Source organism: Arthrobacter mobilis, from assembly GCF_012395835.1.
Classification (GTDB): domain Bacteria; phylum Actinomycetota; class Actinomycetes; order Actinomycetales; family Micrococcaceae; genus Crystallibacter; species Crystallibacter mobilis.
Map to the genome: position 1 here is coordinate 1 of NZ_JAAZSQ010000024.1, position 14,515 is coordinate 14,515.

Here is a 14,515-nt window from a genome sequence, read left to right on the forward strand (position 1 = left end):
CACGCCGGGTATCACCAATGTCCGTGGTCAGTACAGCTAGCTGTTCATTCGCCGCCTCCCCATACGCTGCGCGCAGGGGGACCCCTGGCGGCTCACTTGCCGAGGGCCCCGCCGCGAGCAGACGAGCGAAGAGAGCGGCCGGGGCGGATTGGCGGCCGGCGGCCCGCACCGGGAAGATTGACCCATGAACCGGTCCGCCTCCCACCATGCCTGGATGGAGCTTGCCCTTGCCGAGGCCCGCGGGGCCCTGCGCACCGAGGACGTCCCCATCGGCGCCGTCGTCGTGGGCCCGGACGGCACTGTCATCGGCAGCGGACGCAACGAGCGCGAGGCCCACCAGGACCCGACGGCGCATGCGGAGATGGTCGCCATCCGCCAGGCCGCGCAGGTGCTCGGTTCCTGGCGGCTGGACGGCTGCACGCTGGTGGTCACGCTGGAACCGTGCCCGATGTGCGCGGGCGCCATTGTGCTGGCGCGGATCCCCACCGTGGTCTTCGGCGCCTGGGACGAAAAGGCCGGCGCCTCCGGCAGCGTCTTCGACATCCTTCGCGAGCGCCGGCTCAACCACTGGGTCGAGGTCTACCCGGGCGTGCGCGAGGACGAATGCGGGGCGCTGCTGCGGGAGTTCTTCGCCGGCCACCGCTGAGCCGCGCTGCCGGCAGGTGGCCGCCGTCCTGGCGATGGCCCAGAGGGTGCCAGGCTCACTGCGCCGGCGACCCCTTGCCTGGCCCCGGCCGTTAGGGCATCGTGAAAATACCGACGTTTTCGGGCCCTGCCCATCCGCCATCCGCCCAAGACCTCAATCAGGAGCGCCCCATGGGAATGAGACCCGGTGCCCTGCGGCGGACCGCCGCGGCCCTGGCGGCCAGCGCCGCGCTGCTGTTCCTGACCGGCTGTCAGGAGACCGGCCAGGAGACCGGCACCGAGGAAACTGAGGCCATCGCCAACGGCGTCGACGCCGACGTCGGCCCGGTGCAGGTGCGGAGCCTGCTGGTTGTCTCCACCGGCGACTCACAGCCGGGACGGCTGCTCGGTACGCTCTCCAACACCGCTGACGCGCCCGCCGAGGTGGTCATTTCCGATAACAACGAAGAAGTGGCCGTCACGGTGGACGGCGGCTCGGACTACGGCTTCGACACCCGTCCCACCCAGCTGGACTCGATCAGCGGGATTCCCGGCGCCCTCGTGCCGGTCAAGATCACGGTCGGTTCCGACAGCCAGGAGCTGCAGGTACCCGTCATGGACGGCACCCTGGAGCCATACCGCCCGTACCTACCCACCGGGGATGCCTCCCCGCCGGCGGAGACGCCGACCCCTGCGCCGTCACGCTGACGCCGGCCGTTGGGGCTCCCGGTTTGGGGACCGGGGGAACACCGGGTAAAGTTATGGCGTTGGTGACGTGTCCGAGCGGCCGAAGGTGCATCACTCGAAATGATGTTTGGTGTAAAAGCCAACGAGGGTTCAAATCCCTCCGTCACCGCCAACCCGAAGGGGCCTGCTTTCCAGCAATAGCAAGGAAGCGGGCCCCTTCTTCATGCCCGGCATCGGGCTTTTGGATACATTTGGGCACACCTCACCGCGGAACAGGATGAGCGACGGCGGCGTCCGGAGCATCCGTTGCACGGCCTTCACGTTCGCCTGCGCCGAGACAGCGAACGATGCTGCCGCGTGCCGCAGGTCGTGCGGTGTGATCCGCGGGAGCCCAGCCCGCTGCAGGGCCCCATGAACCACGAGCGGTTATCCTCATGCACCCGGGCCGAGCGCAGGAAACCGCCGTCCGGGCCGGGAACACCCAGTCCTCGCGGCCCTTGCCCGGGCACTGTTCGGCCAACCGATCCGCCAGAAAGGCGGGGAACGGCACGGTGGGGCGCCGCTGGTCCTTTGGAGTACCCAGCTCGATCCGGCCGCTGGCCTCCACCGCGTTGCGCTCCCACGCGGATGTGCCGGCGCAGCATGTCGAGATCCTTGACCTGCAGCCCCGCGGCCGCGCCCCAGCGGAGACCGGTGTACGCCAGGACCGGATACCGGGTCCGCGGCCAGCAAATGGACCTGTCCGCGGAGAGCTGCACGTGCAGATTCCGGCGCTTCCCGGGCAGGTTCACGCCCCGTGCAGCGTTCGTCGGGACCCGTTGGCCGGCCCCGGAATCATCAAGGATCGACGCCAAAACGCCGCAGGCCCTGATCACCGTCGTGGCCGCCTTCGGCTTCCGCCCCGCCTCCGGATCCCCGGCGTTCAGCGGGGACACCACGCCTGGACGGCTGTTTTCCGGACCTGACGTTCAAAGTGGCCTCCCCAGGCCTGAAGCGGCGCCCGGCCGCGGAATGGTTCTGTTCCGGGTGGGGCGCGGAAACCCCGGGCGTAGCGCGAGTGCCGCCAGCGTGGGCGGCTGGTGGGCCTCTCGTGCATATCGCACAAAATGAGTGAGTGATGCTATCGTTCAACCTATGACATTCGTCACAGCGCATGACTTGGGGGCGCTATGGCCAGCATGTCGTAATTGCGGCCCCAACCGGCCTTGGGGGAACCGGCCGGGGCCGCAACATCCGCTTGCAGGCTTGGTTGGGGGACAAGCCCGGCGGCGGGGAACATCTGTGCCCCGGAAAAGAAAAGCATACTGGGCGGTTGCAGGTAAACCCTTTCAGCACGCCGCACCGAACCGTTGCCGAAATGAGACCCCGTACAGTGCGTCGGCGGGACCATCGAGGATGTCACAGGGATCCTGCCAGAACGATTCTTCCCTGCCGGTCCGCTTGGCCCAGGGTGCCGGCACCCAGCGGGGATGCGTCTGAAAGTCAGCGTCCTGCCACTTCAAACGCACATGCGCGCGGGTCCACCCAATCACCGGGGGGCGCTCCAGGCCTCCAAGTACCGCACTGACTGGCGGCCCGCCCATGAGGACCGGACCGCCGTGCACGACATGTTGCCCGGAGAGGCGCTGTTCCACTGCGCAGGACAGAAAATCCGGCATAGGCGTCCAGGGCCAGGGCCGCGCTGCTGTGCCCGAGCATCCACTGAACGGCTTTCATGTCGGTGTGACGCCTGCCCTGGCCGTCCTGCCTGCGGCACTGTGCGGCCATCCTCCGCTGCTCGCCAAAGAACCGACCCAAGATTGGCCACAAGCACAAAAAAATTAAAAGGCGCATGACTGCTTTCCAGATTCACACAACTTTCATAGAGTCAGACACATGGAACCAAGAAGCGAGGAAATTAAGCGCAAGGTGTCCAAACTAGCCGTGTCGGCCCGCGACAGGCGGACCCGCCCCGAGCTTCTACCACTGTTGGACGGGATGCCGCTCAACAGCTACTACAACTTCGAGAGCGGAAAAGTCTGGCCGCAGTCCAAAAACCTGCGCCGCATCGAGAAAGCTTTCGGCTGGAAACACAACATCCTCACGGACCTCGTGGACAGCGGCATCGATCCCGAGTCCCTCACCCTCGAATATCTCGAGCGCGGGTATGCCGCCACGGAGGAACCTGCCCAGAAAGCCTTCGAACTCACGCTCAAAGACCTCATGGCCGAGCTGAACGACCGGGTTGACCAGCTGACTAAAGAAAACCAGGACCTCCGGAGTGAAAACAGGCAGCTCAAGGCAGATCAGGAGAAGATTAGAAAGCTGCTGCACCACAAGTGATCTGCCCCGGCCGGGCAGGATGGGTGCCCCTCACCGCCAACAGGAGGGACTCTGCTTCCCGGCATTGCCAGCCCGCAGGGGCCGTCGCTTTGCCGCGGCGCAGCCCTTAGGGCTTAAGCATTGCGCCTCTTTGGCAGGACCTGCCGGCTCACCGGCGGGCCGTATGCTGGGCACCAGCCCGCTCCGGGACATAGTCCGGGTCCAGCTCGCCAATCAGCAGCCGCAGGAAATCCAGCACGAGCGGTGACTGGGGACGCCCCGCCGGCGTCTGCAGCTGGGCACTGCGCTGCCCGAAGACGTAATGCTCGACCTTCACGTGGACCAGGCCGTCGTCGGGCTGGTGGATCCCCAGTTCGCTGATAAAGCCCACCCCCTCGCCGGAGCGGGCGAACTCGTAGATGGGAGCCACCCGGCTGCACTCGAGCGCAGCCACGAGGGACAGGCCTTCGCTGCGTGCCGCCGAATCCAGCAGCTCCCGCTGGCTGGTGTCCCGCATCGGCAGGGCCAGCGGGTGCTCGGCCACCTCGGCCAGAGTCACCGATTCCCGTTCCGCCAGGGGATGGCCGGCCGCGACCACCGCGTGCAGGGGCCAGGTCGAGGAGTGTTCGATGCGCACCCCGTCCTGGTGGCCGAGCGAATAGGTGGCCCCGACGTCCACCTCACCCTCCCGCACCATCCGGATCACCTCGGCGCTGCCGACCACGTGGAGCTTGAAGGAAACGCGCGAGTGGACGCGGCGCAGCCGCGCCATGGCCCGGGGGACGACCCGGTGGGCGAACCCCTCGGTTGCCGCGACGCTGATCTGCTGGAACTGCGCCGTGGCCCCGGAGCCGATGGAGGCCATCAGGTCGCGGGTTTCCAGTTCGGCGCGCCGGGTGTAGGCCAGGAGCCGCTCGCCGGCCTCGGTGAGGGCCATCCCCCGGGCGTGCCGGGCGAACAAGGAGGTATTCAGGGACGACTCCAGCCGGGCAATCTGCCGGCTGACCGCGGACGGGGCAACCCGCAGGAGTTCGGCAGCCTCCGTAACCGATCCGGTGCGGGCCACCTCGGCAAAGTACTGCAGGTTGGTCGGCAGCAAAGTCACCACGTCCACCATCTCCTTCTGCGGCCTCCGGCACCATCGTATGCCGGTCGCGCGGCGCCGCTTCCGCTCATCCTGCCCCGCTCAGGACACCTCGAGGAGCGCGTCGCGGACCGCTGCCATGCCGGCGTCGAGTTCGGCGAAGCTGGTGCTCAGCGGCGAGAGCCCGATGCGCAGGCCGTACGGCGGGCGGAAGTCCGGGATGACGCCCCGTTCCCACAGGGCTGCGGTCACCTCGCGGAACCGCGGGTGCTCGATCGTGATGTGCGAGCCGCGCCGGGCCGGGTCCCGGGGGCTGGCCAGCCCGACGCCGAGCGGGGCGAGCAGCCCGTCCGCCAGCGCGATGGCCCGTTCGGTGAGCAGCACGGACTTCTCCCGGACCGCGTCCATGCCGGCCTCGGCGATGAGTTCGACCATGTGCTTGAGCGGCTGCATCGCGAGGATGGGCGGGGTGCCGGTGAGGAAGCGGCGCAGGCCGTCGGCGGGCCGGTACTGTTCGGACATGCCGAACGGGTCGTGGGCGCCCATCCAGCCCCACAGCGGCTGCTGGAGTTCGGCCTGCAGCCCGGCGCGCACGTAGCCGAAGGCTGGCGCGCCGGGTCCGCCGTTGAGGTACTTGTAGGTGCAGCCCACCGCCAGGTCCACGCCCCACTGGTCCAGGTGCAGGGGGACGGATCCGGCCGAGTGGCACAGATCCCAGAGCATCAGCGCACCGGCGTCGTGCACGAGGGCGGTAATGGCCGGGGCGTCGGCCAGGTACCCGGAGCGGTAGGCCACGTGGCTGAGCAGCACCACTGCCGTCCGCCGGCCGACGACGGCGGCGACGTCGCCGGGACGCACGCCCGCCTTGGGGTCGGCGTCGATCCAGCGGATGCTGGCCCCGCGCTCGGCGGCAATGCCCTCGACCAGGAACCGGTCGGTGGGAAAGTTGTCCCGGTCGACGACGATCTCGTCGCGGCCGGGGCGGCCGTCCAGGGCGGCGCGCAGCAGCTTGTAGAGCATCACCGAGGTGGAATCGGCCACAAGTGCCTGGCCGGGCCCGGCGCCCAGGACGACGTCGCCGAGCCGGTCCCCCAGGCGGATGGGTTCGTCCATCCAGGATTCGTCCCAGCTGCGGATCAGCCGGTTGCCCCACTCACCGCCGATAAACTCGCCCATGCGGCCGGCGGTCTCTGCCAGGGGGCGGCCGAGCGAGTTGCCGTCGAGGTAGGCCACCACCTGCCCGTCCTCGGGCTCCAGGAAACGGGAACGGAAGCGCGCCAGCGGATCGGCGGCGTCAAGCTCTGCGGCAGGCACCGGCAGGGATACTCCGGCGGACGGGGAGGCAGGGTATGTCATCAAACAACCTTCGGACGGGACGGAAACGGACGCAAGGCCTGGTCAGCGGCCGATCTCGGTGCGGACGGCGTAGAGCTCGGGGAAGAAGGTCAGGTCCAGGGCGCGCTTGAGGAAGTCCACGCCGGAGGATCCGCCGGTGCCGGTCTTGAAACCGATGGTCCGATGCACGGTGCGCAGATGGCGGAAGCGCCAGGCCTGGAAGTTGTCCTCGAGGTCCACGAGGTCTTCGCAGGCCTCGTAGAAGCCCCAGGGCGTGTCCTCGGACTCATAGATCTTCTGGAACACCGGCACCAGTTCCTCGCGGAAGACCCAGGGCTGGGTGACATCGCGGTCCAGGATGTCCCGGGGGATGTCGTAGCCGGCGCGGGCCAGCGCCCGCAGGAACGCGTCGTAGACGGTCGGCTCCTCCAGCAGCGTGGCCAGCATCTGGTGGGCCTCGGGTTCGCTCGTGAAGACCTCGAGCATCCGGCGGTGCTTGTTGCCGAGGATGAACTCCACGGCCCGGTACTGGCAGGACTGGAAGCCCGAGGAGCTGCCCAGGGCGCCGCGGAACTGGGCGTACTCGCGCGGGGTGAGCGTGCCCAGCACGGACCACTGCTCCGTCAGGGTCCGCTGGATCGCCTTCACCCGGGCCAGGCACTTGAGGGCCTTGCCGAGGTCGTCCGCATCCAGCAGCCGGCGGGACTCGCGCAGTTCGTGCAGGACCAGCTTCAGCCACAGCTCGCTGGTCTGGTGCTGGATGATGAACAGCATCTCGTCGTGGTGCTCGGGCCGGCTCTGCGGGTGCTGGGCGCTGAGGATGCGGCCGAGGTCCAGGTAGCGGCCGTACGACATGGCGTTGTGGAAGTCGGTACGTACCGATGCTTCGATTTCCCGGACACCGGCGGTCATGGGCTTCTCCTGTGGTAGTGGTGCGGCGGATTGGGGTGCGGCAGCCTGCAGGTGCCCGCTCACCGGACACCCCGGAACCGGACGGCCGCCAGCAGGGCGGCGATGCTCAGGATCGCGACCACGGCCAGGTAGTACCCGGGGGCGACCGGCTGGCCGGTGAAGGTAATGAGGGCGGCGGCGATCGTGGGGGTGAACCCGCCGAAGAGGGACGTGGCGGTGTTGTAGCTGAACGCCAGCCCGGTGGCGCGGGAGCGGACCGGGAAGACATCGGCCATCACCGAGGGCAGGGCCGCGAAGTACAGGGCCTTGAGCGTGCCCAGGATGATCATGACGGCCACCAGGGTCCAGAAGGCCGGGCTGGCAATCAGCCAGGCGAACAGCGGGACCACGGCCAGGCCGATCAGGGCCGCCGAGGGGAGCATGATCGGCATCCTCCCCACCCGGTCGGAGAGCGCCCCGACCACGGGCGTGAGGAAGGTCAGGATCACCCCGGTCACCATCAGCGCCACGAAGGACAGCGACGGGTCCAGGCCCAGCTGCTTGATGCCGAAGGTGGGCAGGTACTGGAGGATGAAGTTCAGGGCGGTCGAAACCACCAGCACGCCGGCGGCGATCAGGATGCCCGCCCAGTGATGGCGGAAGAGGGTGCGCACCGGGTGCAGCGCGGCGGCAGCTTCGGCCTCGGACTGGTCCGCGGCGGCCAGGGCCGGGGACTCGTCAACGTAGCGGCGGATGATGTAGCCGACCGGGCCGACGAGCAGGCCGAAGATAAAGGGGACGCGCCAGCCCCAGGACACCATGTCCTCCTCGGACAGGACAGCGGTCAGGCCTGCGGCGAAGGAGGCCGACAGCAGGGTCGCCAGGCCCTGGCTGGCGAACTGGAAGCTGCCGAGGAAGCCCCGCTTGCCGCCCTTCTCGCCGTCCTGCTCGACCAGGAAGGAGGTGGCCGCGCCGAACTCGCCGCCGGCGGCAAAACCTTGGATCAGCCGGGCCAGGATGATGCCGGCAGGTGCCAGCAGCCCGATCGTGTCGTAGCTGGGCATGAAGGCAAGAAGGGCGGTCCCGATCACCATGAGCCGGATGGTCCAGACCAGGGCCGCCTTGCGCCCGTGCTTGTCCGCGTAGCCGCCCAGAATCAGCCCGCCCAGCGGGCGGATGAGGTAGGAGACGCCGAAGACGGCGAAAGTCTGGATCAGCTCGACGCCCGGATCGGCGGCCGGGAAGAAGTTCCGGCCAATGTAGACGGCGAAGAGGGCGTAGATGGCGATGTCGAACCACTCAAGGGCATTGCCGATGGTGGCAGCGGCCACGGCCCGTGTCCGGCGGCGCCCGGACAGGACCGGCGGCGGCTGCGGCGTAGTGCGGAAAGCGGTGGTCATAACTGGTCTCCGTGATCGTTGGGCCATGGCGGCGGGACGTCGTCGGCGGAATGAAGCGGAACGGGAGTCAGGGACGGGACAGGCAGGCAGCAGCCGGCCGGCGGCCGGGGTCGCCCAGGTCGGCGAACAGGCCCAGCGCCATGGCCAGCCCCTCGCGGGCCACGGATTCGAGCAAATGCTCATCCGGCGCATGCTGGTTGCACCCGGGATAGGAATGCGGCACCCAGAGGGTGGGCAGGCCGAGGATGTCGGTGAAGACATAATTGGGCAGCGAGCCGCCGATGTTCGGCAGGACCGCCAGACGCTCGCCGACCTGCCGGCGGAGCGAGTCGGCCGCCCAGCGCGCCCAGGGGTGGTCGGGGTCCGTGCGGCTGGCCGGGAACATGGTTCCCACCGTCGCCCGCACCATCGGATAGCCCTCGGCATCAAGGTGCCGCTGCACCTGCTGCTGGATCCCGTCGGTCTCCGTGCCGGCGACAAAGCGCAGCTGCAGCACCGCCCGCGCGCGGCCGGGGATGGCGTTCATGGGGGCATCCGCGTTGCCCGCGTCCAGGGAGAGGACCTCGAGGGTGTTCCAGCCGAACACGCGCTCGGCAGGGGTCAGGCCGGGATCGGCCCAATTCTCGTCGATCGACGGGCCGCCAGGATGCGACGGAAGATCGACGGTTGCCAGCGCCAGCCGGACGGAGGCAGGCAGCTCCGCCGGCAGCAGGGCCGCGCACCTGATGCGGCCGTGCCCGTCCACCAGAGTGCCAACCGCACCGGCCACGGTGGTGGCAGCGTTGCGCAGCAGCCCGCCCCAGTTCCCGGAATGATGCTGCCCGGCGCGCAGGTCGGCTTCCAAGGTGAGATTGACGCCGCCGCGGGCCCCCAGGAACAGGGTCGGAACCTGCACATCGAGGCGGGGACCGTCGGAAGCAATGAACACGTCCGCCCGCAGTTCTTCGCGGTGGGCGCGTGCGAACTCGGCCAGCCCGGGGGACCCCACTTCCTCCCCCGACTCGATGAGGACGGTCAGGTTGAAACCCAGGCGCCCATGGTGCTCCACAAGCAGCCGCAGGGCCGCGAGGTTGAGCAGGTGCTGGCCCTTGTTGTCGGCGGCGCCCCGCCCGTACCAGCGGTCGCCTTCCGCGGTCAGGGTCCAGGGATCGCGACCGGCGCTCCATTCGCCGGACTGGCCCTCCACCACGTCGCCGTGGCCGTACAGCAGGGCCGTGGGCAGGCCGGGGGCTTCGATCCGGTGGGCCAGCAGGAAGGGGGCGGAGGGGCGGACTTCGTTCTCCACGATCCGCCAGGTGCAGCCGATCTGCTCGAGGATCGGGGCAATGCGCTGCGTGAGGTATGCCCTGCACGCAACGCCCGCCTCGGTGCCGGCGCTTTCAGTCCGCTGCCTGACCAATCCGGCCAGTTCCGCGAAAAACTCCCCGGACCCGAGGTAGCGTTCGCCCTTCTCCGCCAACTCCTGCGGCACCGGCTCCGCCAGCTGTGTTCCAGGTCTCATCATGCCATCGAGGATAGGTCGCGCTCCCCGCCTGCTACCAGTCTCGATTTCGGACAGGAGCATTGCTTTAAAGGCAAACCTTGCCGGCTGCGGTTCGCGGCCTGCTCAGGGAAGCAGCCGTTCGAGCAGCTCCCGGCACGTCCGGTAGGCCTGCTGGGCCGGGTCAATGACGGCGAAGTGGTCCCCGGCCACCTCGTGCAGCTCGGCCGGGTCGCCGGCTGCGCGCGCAGCCTCCACGTACCGGGCGGACAGGGCAAAGGGCACGGCCGTATCCTCGCGGCTGTGCACCGCGTGGACGACGGTGCCGATGGGCAGGGACCGGGCCGGGTCGGCCAGCGTGTACGCTTCGCCGAGCTCGTCCGGGGTGCCGCCCATGAGGTTCACTGCCGCCCCGTCGCTGAGCCGCAGCCGCTCCGCAGCGGCCAGGTCCAGCAGTCCTGCCTGGCTCACCACCCCGGCCAGCAATACCTTCGGCCGCGCCCCCGGAGCCCCGGCAGGCAGGGTGTGCCGTCCGGCCGCCCATACGGCCAAGTGGCCCCCGGCGGAGTGTCCCAGCGCCACGGTGCGGCGGGGATTCAGGCCGAAGCGGTCCGCGACGGCCGCGAGGTGGTCGATCCCGGCAGCGATATCCTCGAACGTCACCGGCCATCCGCCGGCGCCCGGAGCCCCTCCGCTGCCTGCGCGGCGGTACTCGAGGTTCCAGACGGCAAAGCCGTGCTGCACGAGGTCTTCGGCCATCGGAACGCCCAGCTGAGCGGTGTACTTATCCCGCCAGTACCCGCCGTGGACCACCACCACGGTGCCGCGGCCGGGCAGTCCGGCCGGAAGGTAAAGGTCGGCCCACTGGTCCGGGTGGGGCCCGTAGGACAACCGTTTCGACGTCGCCGGGCGCGTTTTCCAAGTCATGGCGGGGCTCCTTCTCCACAGTCCACCTGACAGGGTACCGGCTACCGGCACGGCTCATTGGCGGCTTCACTAGACTGGTACCCATGCCCGATCCCCTGACCCTGTCCGTTTCCGAGCATCTCGGCGCAGCCGGCGAACCGGTGCCCTGCGCCTACTACGTGCGCCTGGACGGCGGCCGCTTCCGCTCCACCCTGCACTCCCAGGGTGCCTGGAACGACCATGAGCAGCACATGGCTCCGGCCTCGGGCCTGCTGGTCCACGAGATACTGCGCAACCACCCGCGCCCGGAAATGGCCATCAGCCAGCTCACCTTCGAAATCCTCGGCGTCATTCCCGGCGGTGAATTCGAAGTGCGCACCGAGGTGGTCCGTCCGGGGCGGACCATCGAACTGGTCGAAGCGACGCTGGTCGCCAACGGCGGCCGCCCGGCCATCCGCGCGCTTGTCTGGCGGCTGCTCACCGGGGACACGGCCGCGGTCGCGGGCACCACCAGCGGCCGGCTCCGGCCGCCGGCCGAGTGCACGCCGCACGCGATCACCGCGGCCTGGCCCGGCGGCTACATCGGCTCCATCGAGTGCCGTTCCGCCTACGACGGCGGCCCCGGCCGCGGCTCGGTCTGGGTGCACACCCCGCTGGCCATTGTCGACGGCGAGGACAGCGAGCCGGTGGCCCGCTTCGTGGGCCTGGTGGATACGGCCAACGGCGTCGCCGTGCGCCGGAGCCCGCGCGAGTACATGTTCCCGAACGTGGAACTGACCATCCACCTGTTCCGCCAGCCCGCAGGCGCCTGGACCGGGCTGGACACCACCGTTCACTTCGGCGAGCACGGGGTGGGGCTGACCGAGTCTGGCCTGTACGACGAGCACGGCTTCCTCGGCCGCGCCGCCCAGATCCTCACCGTGCGCAAATTCCCCGAGCCGAAGTCCTGACGTGGCGCTGCGCATCCTCACCATCGGCCGCAAGCACGAATCCTGGGTGGCCGAGGGCATCGCCCGCTACGAGAAGCGGCTGAAGAAGCCCTTCGACGTGACCTGGCTGGCCATCCCGCATTCGGCGCGCGAGAACGACGCCGCCCGCCGGGAGGAATCCGAGGCGCTGCTGGCCAAGCTCGGCGGCAAGTACGCCGGGGACTTCGTGATCCTGCTGGACGAGCGCGGGAAGAACATCGACTCCCCCGCCCTGGCCCGCACCCTGCAGCAGCCGCTGGATTCGGCCCGCAATGTCACCTTGATCATCGGCGGGGCCTACGGGGTGGACGAGAGCATCCACCAGCGGGCCGATTTCGTCTGGTCACTCTCCAAGCTGGTCTTCCCGCACCAGCTGGTCCGGCTGATCCTGGTCGAGCAGCTCTACCGGGCTCAGGAAATCGCAGGCGGGCGCCCCTACCATCACGAATAACGGCGGCGGGCACCGGCCCCCGCGGTACACTTCCAGCAGGGTTTTCGACAACACGTAGAAGATGGAGGGGCGGAGTGGGCACCGGACCGCGCTGGCGGCTGCTGCGCTCGGCCGCGGTCGCCGCGGCCGCCCTGAGCCTGTCCGCCGCCGCCCACGTGGCCGGCGGCGGGACACTGCCGGAGCCCGGAATCCTCGCCGCCCTGGCCGCCCTTATCCTGCTGCCGGCCACCGTGCTGGCGGGCCGGAAGCTGGGCCCGGCATCCCTGGCCGGGATGCTCGGCGCCGGCCAGCTGGCGCTGCACGAAGCCTTTGCCGCCCTCGGCGTCTCCGGACACTGCATGCCTGAAGGCCCGGCCGCCGCCATACACGCCGGGCATACCTTCCCCGGGGCCGTGGCCTCGCTGGACTGCGCCGCCGCCGGCAGCGTGGCCCATGCCGCCGGCGGGCCGGACATGGCCGCGGCCCACGTCCTGGCCACGGTGCTGACCGGGCTGATGCTGCTCAAGGGCGAGGACGCCCTCTGGGCCCTGGCCGCCTGGCTCCGTCCGCTCGCCGCGCTGCCGGCCGCCGTCGTCCTTCCGCCGGCGGTACGCCCTGCCCGGCCGCCGGAGGCGCCGCTGCTGGTCCGCCCGCTTTTCCACTACCGGCTCGACCCGCTCCGCGGCCCGCCCGCGCCCGCCTTTCGCTGAACCACCGGCCTGCCCGGCCGCTTTTTCCTGCAGTTCTTGCGCGCCTCCGCGCGCCTTCGAAAGGTCCTTCCATGAATACTCCCCACCGCCGTATCCTCAAGACCGTCCTGGCCACCGCCGCCACCGCCTCGCTGATGCTGGCCGGAGCCACAGCTGCCTCGGCGCACGTACACGTCGACCCGGACAGCACCGCCGCCGGCTCCACCGCGGTGCTGACCTTCTCCTTCGCCCACGGCTGCGACGGCTCGCCGACCACCGGCATCACCATCTCGCTGCCGGAGGAGCTCAACGACGCCACCCCGACCGCCCACCCGGGCTGGGACGTGAAGAAGGCGACCGAAAAGCTGGACACGCCCCGGCAGCTGGAAACCGGGACCACCATCACCGAGCGGACCAGCCGGATCGTCTACACGGCCAAAACCCCGGTCGCGGACGGCACCCGGGACACCCTGCAGCTTCAGGTCGCGCTGCCGGCTGCCGAGGGGCAGACCCTGGCCTTCCCGGTGCTGCAGACCTGCGAAAAGGGCAGCACCGACTGGGCCCAGCTGCCCGCCCAGGGCCAGGACAGCCACGACCTGGAGTCCCCCGCCCCCAGCGTCACCCTCACCGCGGCTGTGGCCGAAGAACACGGGCACGAAGCTCCGCAGGAAGTGGCCGCCGAGCCTGCCGCGGCAACCACCGGCGACGGCGGTGCCTCCGCGGTGGCTGGCTGGGTTGGCCTGGGTGCGGGCCTGCTGGGGCTGGCCGCCGGCGGCACCGCCCTGGTGCGCACACGCAGGCCGCGGAACTGAGATTGGGGCGCCCACTCTTGGGCGCTCCCACCGCCACTTCCTGGCAGGTTTAGCTGCCGCCGGCCCGGTGGGGTCCCGGATTCCGGGGCTCCACCGGGCCGAAGCTGCCGGAAAGCGGCGGAAGATCGTGCTGGTCCGGGGGAAACGGCCGCCGGCCTGCCCGTCCGCCGGCAGGTGCGCGCGCATAATGGGGTGGGTAATTCGATACCTGTTCGGGGTGACAGCGGAGGAAACATGAAGCGCAACCGGTTGTGGATGGCAATGGCGGCAGCATCGCTGGGGGCAGCCGCCCTGGCCGGCTGCGGACAATCCCAGGACGTGGCACCGGCCAGCGCCAGCGGGACCGGCACCCCGGCCCCCGCCGCCCCGTCCGCTGTTGCCGCGCCCCCAGGCTCGCCGGCCGCCACGGCCACTGCAACCGCCACAAGCACCGGCACTGCCGTCGCCACCGGCACCGGCGCTGCCGTCGCCACCGGCGGCGAATGCACGGCCGCGCAGCTGAAGGCCAGCATCGTCACCCAGCCCGGCGGCGGGGCCGCCGGCAGCGTCTACCGGAACCTGGTCGTGCAGAACACCGGGAGCACCGCGTGCACGCTGCAGGGCTACCCCGGTGTGTCCTATATGGACGCCGCCGGCAAGCAGGTCGGCGCCCCGGCCAAGCGCAACCCGGAGGCCGCCATGACCGCCGTCGTGGTGGCGCCGGGCGGCTCCGCCGTCGCCGAAGTGCAGCAGACCAATGCGCAGAACTACGGGGACGGCTGCGAACTGACCGAGGTTGCCGGCGTCCGGGTCTACCCGCCCAACGACACGGCCTCGCTGATTGCGCCGCAGTCCACGGTCGGCTGCGCCAACGCGCAGATCGTGCTGATGACGGTGGGTACCTTCCAGCCCGCATGACCGGGACGGCA

At 69.9% G+C, this 14,515-nt stretch carries 14 protein-coding genes and 1 tRNA gene; 9 read left to right on the top strand and 6 right to left on the bottom strand.

Annotated elements, in window-relative coordinates; all coding sequences use genetic code 11:
• Window positions 1–184 precede the first annotated feature (184 nt).
• The 4 genes from tadA to HGG74_RS18140 all read left to right on the top strand — a co-directional run bounded on the left by tadA (window position 185) and on the right by HGG74_RS18140 (window position 3,633).
• A complete protein-coding gene (gene tadA / locus HGG74_RS18125; RefSeq protein ID WP_168488657.1) occupies window positions 185–646 on the top strand; it encodes a tRNA adenosine(34) deaminase TadA in 462 nt (153 codons plus the stop codon).
• Between the two features lie 170 nt (window positions 647–816).
• Window positions 817–1,332, top strand: coding sequence for a hypothetical protein (locus tag HGG74_RS18130; protein ID WP_168488659.1), 516 nt, complete (start codon window positions 817–819; stop codon window positions 1,330–1,332).
• A 61-nt stretch (window positions 1,333–1,393) separates the two neighbouring features.
• A tRNA-Ser gene (locus tag HGG74_RS18135) sits at window positions 1,394–1,483 on the top strand.
• A 1,703-nt stretch (window positions 1,484–3,186) separates the two neighbouring features.
• Window positions 3,187–3,633, top strand: coding sequence for a hypothetical protein (locus tag HGG74_RS18140; protein WP_168488661.1), 447 nt, complete (start codon window positions 3,187–3,189; stop codon window positions 3,631–3,633).
• Window positions 3,634–3,781: 148 nt separating this feature from the next.
• Here the strand turns inward: HGG74_RS18140 and HGG74_RS18145 are convergent, their stop codons facing one another.
• The 6 genes from HGG74_RS18145 to HGG74_RS18170 all read right to left on the bottom strand — a co-directional run bounded on the left by HGG74_RS18145 (window position 3,782) and on the right by HGG74_RS18170 (window position 10,729).
• The gene (locus tag HGG74_RS18145) at window positions 3,782–4,720 is read right to left on the bottom strand and encodes a LysR family transcriptional regulator (protein ID WP_168488663.1); all 939 of its coding nucleotides are present in this window, start codon (window positions 4,718–4,720) and stop codon (window positions 3,782–3,784) included.
• A 78-nt stretch (window positions 4,721–4,798) separates the two neighbouring features.
• Complete coding sequence (locus HGG74_RS18150; RefSeq protein WP_168488665.1) at window positions 4,799–6,052, bottom strand: kynureninase; 1,254 nt, start codon at window positions 6,050–6,052, stop codon at window positions 4,799–4,801.
• A 42-nt stretch (window positions 6,053–6,094) separates the two neighbouring features.
• Entirely contained in the window at window positions 6,095–6,943 is an 849-nt protein-coding gene (gene kynA, locus HGG74_RS18155) for a tryptophan 2,3-dioxygenase (RefSeq protein WP_168488666.1), read from the bottom strand.
• A 59-nt stretch (window positions 6,944–7,002) separates the two neighbouring features.
• Complete coding sequence (locus HGG74_RS18160; protein ID WP_168488668.1) at window positions 7,003–8,322, bottom strand: MFS transporter; 1,320 nt, start codon at window positions 8,320–8,322, stop codon at window positions 7,003–7,005.
• Window positions 8,323–8,389: 67 nt separating this feature from the next.
• Window positions 8,390–9,826: a M20 family metallopeptidase gene (locus HGG74_RS18165; protein ID WP_246263031.1), complete on the bottom strand. Its 1,437-nt coding sequence runs from the start codon at window positions 9,824–9,826 to the stop codon at window positions 8,390–8,392.
• Between the two features lie 102 nt (window positions 9,827–9,928).
• Window positions 9,929–10,729, bottom strand: a complete 801-nt coding sequence (locus tag HGG74_RS18170) for an alpha/beta hydrolase (RefSeq protein WP_168488672.1) — start codon at window positions 10,727–10,729, stop codon at window positions 9,929–9,931.
• Window positions 10,730–10,812: 83 nt separating this feature from the next.
• Between HGG74_RS18170 and HGG74_RS18175 the strand changes: the two genes are divergently transcribed.
• The 5 genes from HGG74_RS18175 to HGG74_RS18195 all read left to right on the top strand — a co-directional run bounded on the left by HGG74_RS18175 (window position 10,813) and on the right by HGG74_RS18195 (window position 14,504).
• Complete coding sequence (locus HGG74_RS18175; RefSeq protein ID WP_168488674.1) at window positions 10,813–11,658, top strand: thioesterase family protein; 846 nt, start codon at window positions 10,813–10,815, stop codon at window positions 11,656–11,658.
• A gap of 1 nt (window position 11,659) precedes the next feature.
• Entirely contained in the window at window positions 11,660–12,127 is a 468-nt protein-coding gene (locus HGG74_RS18180; RefSeq protein ID WP_312856893.1) for a 23S rRNA (pseudouridine(1915)-N(3))-methyltransferase RlmH, read from the top strand.
• Window positions 12,128–12,201: 74 nt separating this feature from the next.
• Window positions 12,202–12,816: a hypothetical protein gene (locus tag HGG74_RS18185; protein ID WP_168488676.1), complete on the top strand. Its 615-nt coding sequence runs from the start codon at window positions 12,202–12,204 to the stop codon at window positions 12,814–12,816.
• Between the two features lie 71 nt (window positions 12,817–12,887).
• Window positions 12,888–13,607, top strand: a complete 720-nt coding sequence (locus tag HGG74_RS18190) for a YcnI family copper-binding membrane protein (protein ID WP_168488678.1) — start codon at window positions 12,888–12,890, stop codon at window positions 13,605–13,607.
• A 234-nt stretch (window positions 13,608–13,841) separates the two neighbouring features.
• A complete protein-coding gene (locus tag HGG74_RS18195) occupies window positions 13,842–14,504 on the top strand; it encodes a DUF4232 domain-containing protein (protein WP_168488680.1) in 663 nt (220 codons plus the stop codon).
• The last annotated feature ends 11 nt before the right edge of the window (window positions 14,505–14,515 follow it).

Coding starts and splice junctions, on each gene's coding strand:
- HGG74_RS18150 (WP_168488665.1), bottom strand. CDS start 6,052: ATGACATACCCTGCCTCCCCGTCCGCCGGAGTATCCCTGCCGGTGCCT.
- HGG74_RS18130 (WP_168488659.1), top strand. CDS start 817: ATGGGAATGAGACCCGGTGCCCTGCGGCGGACCGCCGCGGCCCTGGCG.
- HGG74_RS18175 (WP_168488674.1), top strand. CDS start 10,813: ATGCCCGATCCCCTGACCCTGTCCGTTTCCGAGCATCTCGGCGCAGCC.
- HGG74_RS18195 (WP_168488680.1), top strand. CDS start 13,842: ATGAAGCGCAACCGGTTGTGGATGGCAATGGCGGCAGCATCGCTGGGG.
- HGG74_RS18140 (WP_168488661.1), top strand. CDS start 3,187: ATGGAACCAAGAAGCGAGGAAATTAAGCGCAAGGTGTCCAAACTAGCC.
- tadA (WP_168488657.1), top strand. CDS start 185: ATGAACCGGTCCGCCTCCCACCATGCCTGGATGGAGCTTGCCCTTGCC.
- kynA (WP_168488666.1), bottom strand. CDS start 6,943: ATGACCGCCGGTGTCCGGGAAATCGAAGCATCGGTACGTACCGACTTC.
- HGG74_RS18160 (WP_168488668.1), bottom strand. CDS start 8,322: ATGACCACCGCTTTCCGCACTACGCCGCAGCCGCCGCCGGTCCTGTCC.
- HGG74_RS18170 (WP_168488672.1), bottom strand. CDS start 10,729: ATGACTTGGAAAACGCGCCCGGCGACGTCGAAACGGTTGTCCTACGGG.
- HGG74_RS18165 (WP_246263031.1), bottom strand. CDS start 9,826: ATGATGAGACCTGGAACACAGCTGGCGGAGCCGGTGCCGCAGGAGTTG.
- HGG74_RS18190 (WP_168488678.1), top strand. CDS start 12,888: ATGAATACTCCCCACCGCCGTATCCTCAAGACCGTCCTGGCCACCGCC.